The sequence below is a fragment of the Vibrio sp. 1978 genome, assembly GCF_033344345.1.
Genome location: NZ_JAWPOP010000025.1, coordinates 1 through 13,996, shown reverse-complemented (window position 1 = coordinate 13,996; position 13,996 = coordinate 1). Strand labels below are relative to the sequence as shown.

Here is a 13,996-nt window from a genome sequence, read left to right as displayed (position 1 = left end):
TCGATACTCTGCCGCACATGTCACTTTTTACCTGACTAAAAACTCATAATTCAGCCTGTTCATCGCTACTACGTAAAATATAGTCAGTCATCCAAGCCGTCCCTAACAAACAGATCCAAACCACGAAAACAGGGTTTGGCACATCCGTGGTCGGGCTGACGACTAAAGCGGCAAAACCCACAGTCGGCAATGTCCAACATAATAATTTGCTCCAACGAATGGTATGTTGAAGCTTCGCAAGTGCTTCCATTGACGCTAACATTCCCGTCAAACTTAACGCCATAAGAACGGCGTACGGTAGGCCTGCAATCCACAATGGGAGCAACAAAAACAACGGCCACCAGCTGTGTTTATTGGATGGCGTCCAATGCGCAGCCGACCACCACATCGCCATAACCGCAATGGTTTGAACCACTGTAACCCAAGCAGAACCATCCAGCTTACCGCCTTGCTGTGTGACCATAAGACCAACTTGCAGTGTAAGTACAATAAGACCAGCGGTGAGCAACACACCTAAAGAGCTTCTACGAGAAAATACCACCATTAAAAGTGGGAAAAGGATCAAAACACCAACCGACAAAGCAATTGGCTGCATTGAGAGTGTCGCACCAAAAGCCATCATCGCGCCCAGCAATACTAAGCCAGCGAACCCACCTTGTGGCAGAACCCACAGCGCGGGGATCATAAGTGCAAGAACGGGAATGTCACCCTCGCTCAAACTCATCGCCCGAACACAGACAACAGCGAGTAAGGTCGTAACGAAAAATTGAAGTGTCGATAAAATCATAGCGCCTCCTGGCTTCCCCACCTACTTGGTAACTCAACGGCAAAAACTGGGATTGAAAGTCGTTGAGAGGGTCTAGATTCAAGCTTAGCTTGCGTTTGCTTCATGCTGTTTAAGGCTCATCAACCAACGACACTAAAGAACAGAAAATGTAATTCTTCAAAGTGAGTCGCTGGCAACACAAGGGTTAAGAACCGTTAGCAATATACAAGTCCAATGGTTTACCATTCCTTAGTAACCCAAAATAGACACTTTTGAGTATGGACCAATTTTTAGCGCAAATCTTTGCTGTAATTCACCAAATTCCAAAAGGAAAAGTCTCCACCTATGGGGAAATTGCCAAAATGGCCGGTTATCCGGGCTATGCGAGACATGTTGGTAAAGCACTGGGCAACTTACCAGAAGGCAGTAAACTCCCCTGGTTTAGAGTGGTAAATAGCCAAGGAAAAATATCTTTAAAAGGCAGAGACTTAGAGCGACAAAAAAAGAAATTAGAAGCAGAAGGGATTGAAGTATCGGAAGTTGGCAAAACTTCACTTAAAAAATACAAATGGCAGCCTTAAGCTGCCATTTTTTGTTCTCAGTACGTCGTATTAACGTGTTCCAACTAGACGAATATCTAATTGGTGAGTTTGTGCTTCATCTGTAATAACACCGTTATGTGTGTCGCTGATAAAACGCAGCTTTCCATCTACCTCAATGCGAGCACGAACGCTGTAACGATGGTTTGGTTTGATTTCATTGCTGTCGTAACTCAACTCAAAAGAAAGAGGAACTTGCTTACCTTCTGTTTCGAATGTCTGTTTCGCCAACACTTTTGCTGGCGCATCCGCCAAGGACACATCTTCTAACGCAATAGTAACCACTGCGTTTGGTGGCAAGGCAATCCGCTCGCGATAAGCCACTGTACCTGTAATCGTCTTCATTGACGCTTCTGTAGATTCCATTTCTGTATTTTGAGAAGTTTGGCAACCCACTAACGCAGCCCCAAAGAGTAGAGAAGTAACAAGTAGTAGTGTTTTTTTCATATATTCCTCGAAAAGAGCATTAAACCGAGGCAATTATAGGTGTGGAATATAAAACTGTCTGCTTCCTGTCACTTTATTTGACAATAGTTTGACTGAGTTAGAATTTATCAAACAATTGATTTTGTTTCATAATTGGAACAATACTATTTCTAAGTTACTCAATAGTTCTTAACTATGCCACTTCACAAGAGTGAGGCTGTTGAGGTAACTTGGAATGAAAGACAACGGTGAGGAGACACAATGAGTAAACCACTACGAGAATTGCTCAGCCTACTACAACTCGAAAAATTAGAAGAAGGCTTGTTTCGTGGCCAAAGTGAAAACCTAGGTTTGCCTCAAGTTTATGGCGGTCAAGTAATTGGGCAAGCGCTTTCTGCTGCGCGCTACACCGTTGAAGAAACACGCACGGTACACTCCTTCCATAGCTATTTTTTGTACCCTGGCGATCCAGAAAAACCTATTATTTATGATGTAGAAAATCTGAGAGATGGCCGTAGCTTTAGCACTAGACGCGTAAAAGCAATTCAAAATGGACGCCCTATTTTTTACCTAACCGCATCCTACCATGGCGATCAACCTGGGTTTGATCATCAAAAAGAAATGCCAGATATCCCTGGTCCAGAAAACTTTGCCTCAGAGAGTGAGCTCGCAAGCCATATTGCAGAATTTCTACCCAAACGCTTACGCAAAACATTTTGCGGGGAAAAGCCAATCGAAACTCGCCCCGTTACGGTTATCAACCCTTTGAAGCCCAAAAAAGCAGAACCCAAACAGTACCTTTGGATTCGTGCTAATGGTGAAATGCCAGAGAATCAGCTAATTCACCAGTACCTTCTGGCCTACGCATCCGATTGGGGATTCCTTGTGACAGCAATGCATCCACATGAAGTCTCATTAATGACGCCTAACTTTCAAGTGGCCACCATTGACCACTCTATCTGGTTCCATCGTCCGTTTAAGATGGATGAATGGCTTCTATATGCGATAGAGAGCCCAACGGCGAGCAATACTCGTGGGTTGGTCCGTGGCGAAATATACAACCAGCAAGGTCACTTAGTGGCGACCGCCGTGCAAGAAGGGGTGATGCGCTACACGAAATAGCTCGTGTTCGCCAGACGAAAAAAGGAGTGCTGTTCCGCACTCCTTTTTTAAGGGGTATCAAACGATGATTAATTTGGTTGATACTTCATGTTAATAACCGACCATTCGTAAAGTGATTTCGGGTAACCATATTCGCCTTTCCCGTAAATGACATTTGGGTCGGCATAGAATCCACCTTTATTCGTTGCTAAAAATTCACGAACCCCACGACGGTAAGTAATCACAGGTGCTACTAACTCATACTCTACCTTTTCCATCTTCGAGTCATCAATTATTAAGAACCGAGTCATACGAATCGTGCTGCCGTTGGTGCAGTACCCTGGGTCATCATAGTCAATTGCTTCAAAAGGCTTGAGATCATCTTCGAACAGCTCTGATGTACATCCATCAAATCGAGCTAAGTGTACCCACGCTCCTTTTATTAGAGTTTGGTCATCGTTACCCACCGGCTTGAATGCAAGTAGTGCAATCTTACCTTTGCCGTATAATTTCAATTCTTCGTCCGTTGGCTCTCGCACTGAACGAACGTTCATCAAACCAAACTCACTTTCTTCTAAGTTAGAAAACTCACGTGCATTTAGCGTGCTAAACAATACTGTTTGTTCAGTTTCAAGCAATGTATATTGATCCGCAACACCTTCATCTGCAAAGCTTAGATACAGCTGGACTTTCTTACTTTCCAACGCTTTGTAATCTCGAGATTCTCCTTCCGAAACGTCGAGAGAAATCCAACGTCTTTTTACTGGTGGGAGGTCAAGTAACGTCAGCTCTTCCTTATCAACATCTAATGAAGCGACTCCTTTAATTGTTGAGCTGGATATTTGATAGCTGCGGTTTCCTATTGGTGTACCAAAGTCTAGCTTAACCTTTTTAAATGGTTCAAATTCCACCTTCATTGTAGAAGCACTTAAACCAGGGTGATTCGCTTTGTTAATAGTGCCATTTACGACGATTGTTTTAGCTTTGTAGTTGCGCCCAGTAAGAGTAACCTCTAATTGGTACGTGCCTGCATGCAGGATTTTCAAACGCCCTGTATCAGGAGAAACTAGCTCGACCACAGGGTCTTTTTGGTTAATAAGACGGTAACTTGCCTTCGCAGTCCCACCACTCATCACTGGTGAGATAACACTACCAGCGGAGAATTCTACCGTTGGGTAAGTAACCGATACAGGGTTTGTGCCTTGTTTAATCGTGACCGAGAAACTACTTTCACCCGGATCCACTTTGTCGTCCCCCGCATCCGAAACAATAATTTTTGTGCTACCCGCGTTAAGAATTTGCATGGCACCCGTTTGGCTGTTTAAGGAAACCACATCTGTTGCAGCGTTGTCTGCAAATCGGTACGTAACTTCTCCAACCGTACCAGAGATTTTCGGCGCAACAAATGTTTGGCCAACCTTCCAAATCTCTTCCACATCGGATTGAACTTCAATTCGGCTCGGCGCACTCAAAATTGTCACATAGACTTTTTGATCAGGACCAACAGTATAATTCGCGCTCTCTTTTCTGCGCACAGTTAGCGTCGCTTTACCCGCTTTATACACATGGAGACGTCCTTCACTAAAACCACCGACAACATCTGGTGCGGTGTTATCTACAATCTCAATTTGCTCGTCAGCACTCAAACCAAAATCACGGTGAAGATCAAAACTGTATTTGTTGCTGTACACAACGTCATAATCGTGCGTTGCCATCGGTTGGCCTTCAGCCTTTGCAACTTTAATGACGACATTAAATTGAATAGGTTGGTAGAACTCCCCACCATCGTCTTCAAACTTAAGGCCGTACTCACCCGCAGTCACTACCTCCAACTTGCCGTCAGTCATTCGTAAGCCATTAGGTAAGCTGCTAACTAGATTTACGTTACCTTTTTGCCCTTTAAACGCCAGAGGGATTGAAAGATTTGGTTGATAGGTAAGCGGCATTTCAATGTCTTTTATAACGGGATGAGGCGCGCGATTAACTTCAAGATCAAAACGAGTTTTGCTTGCAGGATAATTACGCATATCATGCTCGTAAATTTCCACTTCAGCAGCACCAACACCTTTGATCAGTAATGCTTCACCATTTTCTGTTTTAGCAACAACGTCTTCACCACGAATGATTCTCAGCTCATAGTCACCGTAGGCGTTCGTCACCTTAGGGAAAATTCGTCCACCTTCCTCATAAGTTGTGACGATATCCGCTGCGCTGATTTCTTGACGCTTGCCTTGTTTTACATCCACAAAAAATTGCGCTGTTTGCTGTTTATCCAGAAACGCGTCGCTGTAAGTTGCTGTCGCTTCAACCGTTAATTGCCCAACATTATGAACAAGAAGCAAACCCGTTTCAGGGTCTAGCAACTCGGCCACCTTGCTGTCTGGTACGCTATTTATAATTTTGTAAGAAATACGTTGCGTTTGAGCTTTATCTAAACGCACTGGTTCTAACGTCAACCCTTCTCGATACTCGTCTTCAAGCAAAGCGAACTGTAATTGCCCCGGAGCTACTGCATGCAGTTTAACCGTAGCGCGAACTTGTTTCGGCAAGTAAAAGTCGTTACCTGAATCAGTAATCAGCACCGATGCCTGACCAACTGAACCTAATGAATATACCGAACCGTTCTCATCAACACGAATCAAGTTATGACCACTTTCTACCTCATAACTCAGTTCGCCTTTTTGGCCACGGACGATCAACGCTTTTCCTTCTGACTCAATCGCATTGAAATTCAGATCACTCACTGAAAGTTCAGTATTGATGCCTCGCTCTACAGTGACAGAAAATCTTGCTTCAGAAGATTCATAAGCAGAGCTACTATCTGTAGCAAGAATCGTCGCCGTTCCTGGGCGCAGAATTTGTAGTATTCCTGAGTCATTAATTTTCACGACATTTGGCGGATTAGAGTCAATGACTTGGTAAGATACCGACCCATGTACATTGCTCAGTTTTGCTTCAGTAACCGTTCCCACTCCTTCAAACTTCAACACCGTGTCTTCCACTTTTAATTGCGGACGGTTCTGCTTTGTTACCGTAGTTGGTGTCTTCGTATTGTTCGGCTTAGAGTCTCCCCCACCGCCACAGCCAGCGAGTAAAGCTGCGAGAAAAAGCAAATAGTAATTTCTGTTCATTTTTAGTAATACTTTGTTACATACAAGATGGGGCGATAATAATACGATGTTTTATTAATCACTATCCCCATTTTTGAGTACTTTATTACTTAAGTAATTGCTACTGTATTAATCCTAAAAACAAATACTCAAAAATAGCGACCAAATTACATGAAAACACAAAAAGCAAACGTTTAAATCAAACTCTTCCATTAATTTAGTAAAAATTAATATTCAATAAAATAAAACATGAAAAAGAAAGAGAAAAAATTGCGTTATTTTTTCTTTCATTATGATGTATAGGATTAATGGACTGTAAAAACAAATGGTTAATGAAAAATAGAAGAGAGAATAAATATCGTTTATATTTATAAAAATCTGGTAGGAAATAGTTTTAAAAGCATAATAAAACTACCTTTTAACATTTAAAATACTAAAAGGTAGAATTAACATTAGATAGAATTCTTATAGGGCGAGTTATTTTAGGATTGGTAACTCTGTTGTGTATTTAATGGACTCCATAGCAAATGTTGAAGTCACATTAGATAGCCCTTTTACGCTATTAACTAACCGCTTATAGAATTCGTCAAAACACTTCATATCTTTGACTAGTACTTTCATCATGTAGTCATACTCGCCAGCCATACGATAAAACTCCATTACCTCAGGAAAGTCACTCACAGTTGTAACAAAATGGTGATACCAACCTTCGGAATGATCAATCGTTTTTAACTGAACAAATGCAATGAAAGATAGCTCGAGCTTTTCTGCACTTAACAACGCCACGCGTTTTTCGATGTAGCCCTCTTCTTCCAACCTTTTCAAGCGCTTCCAGCATGGTGTTGTAGTAAGATTGACTCGCTCAGCCACGTCATTTAATGACAAGGTGCTGTCGGTTTGTAGTAAAGCAAGCAGCTGCTTATCTATTCGATCTAAACTCATTTCTATAAAACCCATAAAATGTAGAAAATTTTTCTACAAAAACCTTTATTAAGAGTAACAATAGCAAAGTTTTTCTCGAAAATTATAGATAAATTATCCCTATCTAATACTTATCTATCGATTTCCCCAAGGAGAGACGCCATGTGTACTGACCACAATTGGATCAACAATGCAGTGCGTAAAATTGAAGCAGACTTCCAACGTTCTGCTGATACTCATTTATTTAAACTTGAACTGCCTTCTCTTGATGGTATCGATATCTACCTAAAAGATGAGAGCACGCATCCAACAGGCTCTCTGAAACACCGATTGGCGCGCTCATTATTTCTTTACGCTATTTGTAATGGATGGATTGGTCCTGAAACCACTGTAATCGAGGCGTCCTCAGGCAGCACTGCCGTTTCGGAAGCGTATTTTGCGCGTTTACTTGGCTTACCGTTCATTGCCGTCATGCCGAAAACCACTGCACGTAAAAAGATCGAACAAATTGAATTTTACGGTGGTAAAGCGCACCTTGTTGAACGATCAGATCAGATTTATGACGAGTCTCGACGCTTGGCTCAAGAGTTAAATGGTCACTACATGGATCAGTTTACTTATGCTGAACGTGCGACTGACTGGCGCGGTAACAACAACATCGCGAACTCTATCTTTAGCCAAATGGAGTTAGAAGATCACCCGATTCCTAGCTGGGTAGTGATGAGTCCTGGAACAGGTGGCACATCAGCAACCATTGGCCGTTTTATTCGTTACCAAAAATACGACACTAAGCTTTGCGTGGTAGACCCTGAAAACTCAGTGTTTTACGATGCTTTCCAGTCAGGAAATCACTCATTGAAAGGCGATACTGGCAGCAAAATTGAAGGTATCGGGCGACCACGTGTCGAACCAAGCTTTATTGCTGGTGTCATTGATGAAATGCGCAAAATTCCAGACGCAGCCAGTGTGGCAACCGCCCATTGGGTATCTCAGCTGATTGGGCGTAAAGTCGGCGCATCAACAGGCACCAATCTTTACGGTGTGCTGCAATTGGCTTGTGAGATGAAACAACGCGGTGAGAAGGGTTCTATCGTGACGCTTCTATGTGATTCTGGAGAGCGTTACCTAGATACGTATTATGACTTAACATGGGTAAAAGAGAACATCGGCGATATTCAACCTTACTTAGCTCAACTCGAAGTCATTCAAGCAAAAGGTTGCGTTGAGCCAGCTTGTTGCGGCTCAACTAACGCTTAACGTGCAAACTGGACTTTAAAAAACAGCCCAACTTCATGCGGGCTGTTTTTATCGCTGGGTTTTACTTTTTCTGGCGCGCTTCAAACGCAGCCAATTGTTCTGGCGTTGCCGCTGGTTGATGATTTTGTTTCCATTCATCGTAAGTCATGCCGTAAACACGTTCGCGAGCGTCATCAATATCTAAATCCAAACCGAGATTTTCAGCCTCAGATTTATACCATTTGCTAAAGCAGTTGCGACAGAAGCCCGCAAGGATCATCAGGTCGATGTTTTGTACGTCTTTGTTGGCATCTAAATGCGCCAATAAACGGCGAAATGTCGCCGCGTCTAACTTATCTTGTTCTTCTTGAGTCAAGTTTTTGTATTTGAATTCAGCCACTTTCCTTTCCTTCTCTCTTATTTAACTAGCTTTCGTCACCATATCTAGTTAGTCGGTAGTCATGAGTAAGAAGTATGCTTTAGCGCAACAATTCCCATTCTAAAATCACTACCTTTGATAAAAGCTGATATGATAATTACCATCCATCCTATTGATTAAATTAACATTTAAACAAATCATTACAACGGTCTTTTACCAAGGTTATCGTCTAGTTATGAAAAACGCCATTCTATTATTGTCTGCCTTGACCATTAGCGTGCCAACTTTAGCTGCTCAAGAACAAGCTCATCAATCTTATTTTTATCTGGGTACTGGTAACGTTGGTTTTGATACACCGTACTTCGGCTCGGATAGAGACAATGAGTGGTCAACACCACATATCACAGTGGGCTGGGGTTACCATGTAAACCAATACCTCGCGTTTGAAGGGGTTCTGCGCTATTCACAAAATGAACTTAAGAACGATGCTCTAAAAACTGACTTAGATCTTCACTATTACCAAGCAGGTATGTCTGCTGTTGTAACAAGTGATAACTTAGGCGATACGCCGCTGTCACTGTTTGGTCGCGTAACTGCGCTTGGCACTCAAGCTGAAATGTATGTTCCAAACGAACAAAAAGTCACAGATGATTCAGGCGTGCTATTCAACATCGGTGCTGGTGTCCATTGGGATATGAGCAAAGATATCTGGTTACGCGCAGAGTACATTTATAATGTCGCGGATATGGGTTTTGAAGATTTTTACGACAGCTACGAAGGTGTACAAATCAGCCTAGGGAAACGCTTCTAATCGAACGCTTCCGAGCTAACTTTAAACCGATAAAGAGAAGCCGAGGTTATTACCTCGGCTTTTATGTTTTAACGTTTGATTTAAGGGTGCGCTATACGGCCCTTCGTATCATGGCTAATTGCTTTGTTTAACTCTGCTTCTACATGACCTGGTGCTTGTGTTTTCGCCGAAATCAATCGGTACATTGCCGGGATAACAAACAAGGTCACCAATGTCGCAAACCCCATCCCGAAAAAGATTACCGTACCCACGGCAATACGGCTCTCATAACCCGCCCCTGTCGATACTATCAACGGAATTGCGCCAGCAAGTGTGGTAAACGCAGTCATCAAGATTGGACGTAGACGTCGCGCAGCTGCATCAATGATCGCTTTTTCAAACCCAACGCCACGATCACGTAGCTGATTGGCAAATTCTACGATCAAAATACCGTTTTTCGTCACCATACCAATCAACATGATCATGCCAATCTGGCTATAAATGTTCATACCTTGGCCCATAATAACCAAACCAAGGAAGCCACCAAATACACCCATCGGCACCGTAAACATGACCACTAACGGGTTTACGAAGCTTTCAAACTGAGCCGCCAACACGAGATACGCCACTAGTAGTGCCAATGCAAACACAACAGCAACACTCGCTTGGTTCTCTTTAAAGTCTTTCGACTCCCCCGAATAACTCACCGAAATGTCACCCGGTAAGTTGTCGATGGCTTCCTGGTCTAGGTAACTCAGCGCATCTCCTAATGTATAACCTTCCGACAGGTTGGCAGTAATAGTGATGGACTTCTGTTTGTTGTAGTGAGAAAGACGAATAGAGGCCGCCACTTCTTCAATTTTTGTGACCGCATCTAACGTCACTAGCTGACCGCTATTCGTGCGCAGATAAATCTGACTTAAATCTGCAGCATTATTAAAGCTATTTTCATCACCGCGAAGATACACATCGTACTCTTCGCCACGCTCAACATAAGTCGTTTCGCTTTTACCACCGAGCATGATTTCTAGGGTGTCAGAAATGTCTTTAACACTGACTCCTAGCTCTGCGGCACGCTGTCGGTCAACTGTAACCAATAACTCAGGCGTTTTTTCCGAGTAATCTATCTCTGCTCCTTCCATCATTGGTGATTCTTCTGCTTTGTTCTTTAGCATTTCAGCCCAAACAACGAGCTCATCGTAATCAGAGCCGCCTAATACGAACTGAACTGGCTCACTCGAACCACCTTGGAAACCTGGCATAAATGGGAACACTCGAACATCTGGGATACCCGCCAATTCTTTCCGTACTTTGTTAAGGGCTTGCTGAGCCGTGATATCACGTTCGTTCCAATCTTCTAGAATCATGATCACAAAGCCTGTCTGGTCTCCTGCCTGGCCACCAAACGCTGGCGTTTGGATACTGAATGACTTCAGATAACCTTGCCCTAGTAATGGCATCAATCGGTCTTCGACAATATCCATATTGGCTGACATACGATTGTACGACGTAGCATCTGCACCGCGCACAAACGCGAATATCACACCGCGATCTTCTTGTGGGGTCAGCTGAGCCGGTACCTGATTCATCAAGAAATAGCTACCGCCCAAACAAGCTAGAATCACCAGCGGAGCAGCCCAACGTACTTTCAATGCACCTTTCAATAATGCGCGATAGCCACTCTCAAGCTTGCTAAACAAGCGATCAACCGCTTCATTGAATCGATTTGGTTTTACATTCGCTTTCAAAATCTGACTACCTAATACAGGAGTCAGCGTCAGGGCAATCAAAGAGGAGAATATGACCGACATAGCCAGCAATACAGAAAACTCTGTAAATAGTAGACCTACCATGCCATCCATAAAGGAGATCGGTAAGAACACCATCACCAGCACTAATGTTGTTGCTATAACAGCAAAACCAACCTCTCTTGTGCCTTTATATGCGGCGAGTAATGGCGATTCACCGCGTTCAATATGGTGGAAGATATTCTCTACAACCACAATTGCGTCATCCACCACCAAACCAATCGATAATATCAACGCCATCAAGGTGATCAAGTTGATAGAAAACCCAAAGTAGTACGCGGCAATGAACGAAGAAATCAGAGAAACAGGTACCGTAACCGCAGGAATTAAGGTTGCACGAGCTTGGCCGATGAAAATGTACAACACCAAAATCACCAAGCCGCCCGTGATAAATAGCGTGCTGTACACCTCTTCGATTGAACGCTCGATAAATACTGTCGCGTCGTAATCTATCGCAAGACGTGTACCTTCTGGTAAGAACTTCTGGATGTTATCGACTTCAGACCTAACCAGCTTCGCAACCTCTAACGGGTTTGCGTCTGACTGCGGTACCACACCAAGACTGATGTTTACTACACCATCACTTTTGAAGGTTGAGTTTTCGTTTTCTGCACCAATGAAGACATCTGCTACATCTTTTAAATAGATAGGTGTATTGTCGCTTGCGCGTTTAATGACAAGATATTGAAAATCTTCAGGCGTGTTATAAGTACGAGCCGTACGCACGGACATTACCGTTGAGTCGTTGCGAACTTCACCACCTGGGCTTTCTAGGTTCTCACTTCGCAAAGCTGATGTAATGTCCGAAGCTGTAACTGAACGTCCAGCCATTAGTTCTGGCTTAAGCTTCACGTACATTACCTTGTACAAACCACCGGAGAGATCAATGGAGCTAACCCCAGAGATCAGGCTAAAGCGGTCCATCAATACACGTTCGGCATAATCGGTTAATTGAGTACGGTCCATCTCTGCAGAACTGAGATTGATATAGAGCGACGCCTCTCCCGAGCCATTGTTCTTATAAACAATAGGGTCATCCGCTTCATCAGGTAGCGAGCGCTGAGCACGAGCCACAGCATCACGCACGTCGCTCACACCTGTGTTGAGATCGTAACCTAATTCAAACGTGATCGTGATACGCGACATGCTGTTACGAGTAGTGGAGCTAATTTCATCAACTCCACTGATCCCAGAAAGCTGGTCTTCCAAAACGGAGGTAATTTGGCTTTCAATAATAGTCGCCGATGCACCCTCATAACGCGTACTGATAGAAACGACTGGGCTTTCTATATCAGGCATTTCACGAACGGCTAATTTGGTGAATGACACAAAGCCAAACACACACAACAGCATGCTCAGAACCAACGCCGCGACAGGGCGTTTAACTGAAACGTCGGACAGTAACATTAGTTTTCTTCCTCATCCGATTCACTGTCATTGCGTGTCACATCCGTGGTGTTCGCTTTTAGTGGCGCGACAATTTCTTTCACTTCGACACCATCACGCATGTTAACAATGCCTTGAACCACAATCTTGTCACCAATATCAACACCAGATTCGATCACCACCTCGTTACCAACACGAGCACCTAGCGACACTTCTTGACGAGTAGCTTTGTTGTTTTCATCAATTACATATACAAAACGTTTAGTTCCGGAGTATTCAAGCGCTTGAACAGGAATGATTGGCGCCTTAATAGCAGGAAATGCTAGTGAAGCGTTCATCAACATGCCCGGCTTCAATTGATTTTCTGGGTTATCAAACTCAATACGCACGCGAAGATTCAGTGTTTCGGCGCTGATACGCGTATCAATACCTGTGACTTGACCAGTAAAGATCTGGCTACCCCATGCACTGGTTTTAGCGATGACTTCCATACCAATAGAAAGCATCGATAAATAGCGCTCCGGTACTTGTAAATCCAGTTCCATGACGGAAAGATCATCCAACGTCAAAAGTTCAGTACCCGCACTGACCATTTTGCCGCGGCTAAAATCGATAAAACCAACAGTGCCAGAAAATGGAGCAGTAATATGGAGATCAGCTAAATTGGCTTGAGCAGCATCTAGCCTCGCTTGTGCTATTTCAACACTGGCTTTTTGTGCATCGATTTCAGTTTGAGTAATCGCATTCCGCTTAACCAAACGTTGGAACTCTTTTAACTTACGCTGTTCATCTTTTAGATACGCCTTTGCCTCAATCAAAGCGGCTTGAGCCTTATCGTCATCTAACTTAATTAATAACTGGTCTTGCTGAACATTTTGATTCGCTTTAACAGCGATTTGATTCACTTTGCCGGCGACTTCCGATGCGACAACCACAGACTCCGCTGCCTTTAATTTGCCGATAAGAGTTAAGGATTGATTGATCTCGTGCGTTTCTACTTGTTCAGTCACAACGGTAACCGCTGAGCCTCCTCGCATCGCAGCGCAAACCGATGGAGAACTCAGTAATATAGAAAGCGTTAAAACAGATAACGATAACGTGGCTTTCATGCTCATGATATTGACTTCTAAACGAATAAACTTATGTCATTAAACTGCTTACAGTTTATCAGTAGATACGGTGTTTAACGTCAAGTAGTGTAAATTCAAGTAAAAAGCGCGCTTCTCTTCTGTTCAAAGGACAAACAAAACGCTGACTTTCTACCATCTTTGCCCAAAAAGACAGCATTCAACGTAAAAACGTAAGAAAAACGCTTTACAGCCTGAGCGAGTTTGCTATGATTCGCTCCGCACTTGGGAGATGAGTTGGGAAAACATCTTACTAAGTATAAAAATCCTCTGGAGGGGTTCCCGAGTGGCCAAAGGGAGCAGACTGTAAATCTGCCGGCACTGCCTTCGATGGTTCGAATCCGTCC

The 13,996-nt window shown here is 43.4% G+C and carries 11 protein-coding genes and 1 tRNA gene; 5 read left to right on the top strand and 7 right to left on the bottom strand.

Annotation, left to right across the window (positions count from 1 at the left end):
• Window positions 1–43: 43 nt before the first annotated feature.
• Complete coding sequence (locus R8N49_RS19665) at window positions 44–787, bottom strand: hypothetical protein (protein WP_005389942.1); 744 nt, start codon at window positions 785–787, stop codon at window positions 44–46.
• Between the two features lie 257 nt (window positions 788–1,044).
• On the opposite strand from R8N49_RS19665, the gene R8N49_RS19660 reads away from it, so the two are divergent.
• Window positions 1,045–1,347, top strand: a complete 303-nt coding sequence (locus R8N49_RS19660; protein WP_005378570.1) for a DNA base-flipping protein — start codon at window positions 1,045–1,047, stop codon at window positions 1,345–1,347.
• Window positions 1,348–1,377: 30 nt separating this feature from the next.
• Here the strand turns inward: R8N49_RS19660 and R8N49_RS19655 are convergent, their stop codons facing one another.
• Window positions 1,378–1,812 (bottom strand): YbaY family lipoprotein, encoded by a 435-nt coding sequence (locus tag R8N49_RS19655; RefSeq protein ID WP_005378572.1) that lies wholly within the window; start codon window positions 1,810–1,812, stop codon window positions 1,378–1,380.
• A gap of 240 nt (window positions 1,813–2,052) precedes the next feature.
• On the opposite strand from R8N49_RS19655, the gene tesB reads away from it, so the two are divergent.
• On the top strand, window positions 2,053–2,913 hold the full coding sequence (gene tesB, locus R8N49_RS19650; RefSeq protein WP_005378575.1) for an acyl-CoA thioesterase II: 861 nt from the start codon (window positions 2,053–2,055) through the stop codon (window positions 2,911–2,913).
• A 68-nt stretch (window positions 2,914–2,981) separates the two neighbouring features.
• Here the strand turns inward: tesB and R8N49_RS19645 are convergent, their stop codons facing one another.
• Complete coding sequence (locus R8N49_RS19645; RefSeq protein ID WP_186584404.1) at window positions 2,982–6,023, bottom strand: cadherin repeat domain-containing protein; 3,042 nt, start codon at window positions 6,021–6,023, stop codon at window positions 2,982–2,984.
• 456 nt (window positions 6,024–6,479) lie between these two features.
• On the bottom strand, window positions 6,480–6,944 hold the full coding sequence (locus R8N49_RS19640) for an Lrp/AsnC family transcriptional regulator (protein WP_025998626.1): 465 nt from the start codon (window positions 6,942–6,944) through the stop codon (window positions 6,480–6,482).
• A 141-nt stretch (window positions 6,945–7,085) separates the two neighbouring features.
• Between R8N49_RS19640 and R8N49_RS19635 the strand changes: the two genes are divergently transcribed.
• Window positions 7,086–8,180: a PLP-dependent cysteine synthase family protein gene (locus tag R8N49_RS19635; protein WP_005389952.1), complete on the top strand. Its 1,095-nt coding sequence runs from the start codon at window positions 7,086–7,088 to the stop codon at window positions 8,178–8,180.
• Between the two features lie 61 nt (window positions 8,181–8,241).
• Here the strand turns inward: R8N49_RS19635 and R8N49_RS19630 are convergent, their stop codons facing one another.
• Complete coding sequence (locus R8N49_RS19630; protein WP_005378586.1) at window positions 8,242–8,559, bottom strand: DUF1244 domain-containing protein; 318 nt, start codon at window positions 8,557–8,559, stop codon at window positions 8,242–8,244.
• Window positions 8,560–8,773: 214 nt separating this feature from the next.
• Here R8N49_RS19630 and R8N49_RS19625 point away from each other — a divergent pair, with 214 nt between their 5' ends.
• Complete coding sequence (locus R8N49_RS19625) at window positions 8,774–9,349, top strand: porin family protein (RefSeq protein WP_318190057.1); 576 nt, start codon at window positions 8,774–8,776, stop codon at window positions 9,347–9,349.
• 80 nt (window positions 9,350–9,429) lie between these two features.
• On the opposite strand, the gene vmeF is transcribed toward R8N49_RS19625, so the two are convergent.
• Window positions 9,430–12,543 (bottom strand): multidrug efflux RND transporter permease subunit VmeF, encoded by a 3,114-nt coding sequence (gene vmeF / locus R8N49_RS19620; RefSeq protein ID WP_042522140.1) that lies wholly within the window; start codon window positions 12,541–12,543, stop codon window positions 9,430–9,432.
• On the bottom strand, window positions 12,543–13,637 hold the full coding sequence (locus R8N49_RS19615) for an efflux RND transporter periplasmic adaptor subunit (RefSeq protein WP_042522142.1): 1,095 nt from the start codon (window positions 13,635–13,637) through the stop codon (window positions 12,543–12,545). The genes vmeF and R8N49_RS19615 overlap by 1 nt, the downstream gene beginning before the upstream one ends.
• Window positions 13,638–13,929: 292 nt before the next feature.
• Here R8N49_RS19615 and R8N49_RS19610 point away from each other — a divergent pair.
• A tRNA-Tyr gene (locus R8N49_RS19610) sits at window positions 13,930–13,996 on the top strand.

Bases quoted from the DNA above. Each gene is read 5' to 3' on its own strand.
- R8N49_RS19665 (WP_005389942.1), bottom strand. From the start codon at position 787: ATGATTTTATCGACACTTCAATTTTTCGTTACGACCTTACTCGCTGTT.
- R8N49_RS19660 (WP_005378570.1), top strand. From the start codon at position 1,045: ATGGACCAATTTTTAGCGCAAATCTTTGCTGTAATTCACCAAATTCCA.
- R8N49_RS19655 (WP_005378572.1), bottom strand. From the start codon at position 1,812: ATGAAAAAAACACTACTACTTGTTACTTCTCTACTCTTTGGGGCTGCG.
- tesB (WP_005378575.1), top strand. From the start codon at position 2,053: ATGAGTAAACCACTACGAGAATTGCTCAGCCTACTACAACTCGAAAAA.
- R8N49_RS19645 (WP_186584404.1), bottom strand. From the start codon at position 6,023: ATGAACAGAAATTACTATTTGCTTTTTCTCGCAGCTTTACTCGCTGGC.
- R8N49_RS19640 (WP_025998626.1), bottom strand. From the start codon at position 6,944: ATGAGTTTAGATCGAATAGATAAGCAGCTGCTTGCTTTACTACAAACC.
- R8N49_RS19635 (WP_005389952.1), top strand. From the start codon at position 7,086: ATGTGTACTGACCACAATTGGATCAACAATGCAGTGCGTAAAATTGAA.
- R8N49_RS19625 (WP_318190057.1), top strand. From the start codon at position 8,774: ATGAAAAACGCCATTCTATTATTGTCTGCCTTGACCATTAGCGTGCCA.
- vmeF (WP_042522140.1), bottom strand. From the start codon at position 12,543: ATGTTACTGTCCGACGTTTCAGTTAAACGCCCTGTCGCGGCGTTGGTT.
- R8N49_RS19615 (WP_042522142.1), bottom strand. From the start codon at position 13,637: ATGAGCATGAAAGCCACGTTATCGTTATCTGTTTTAACGCTTTCTATA.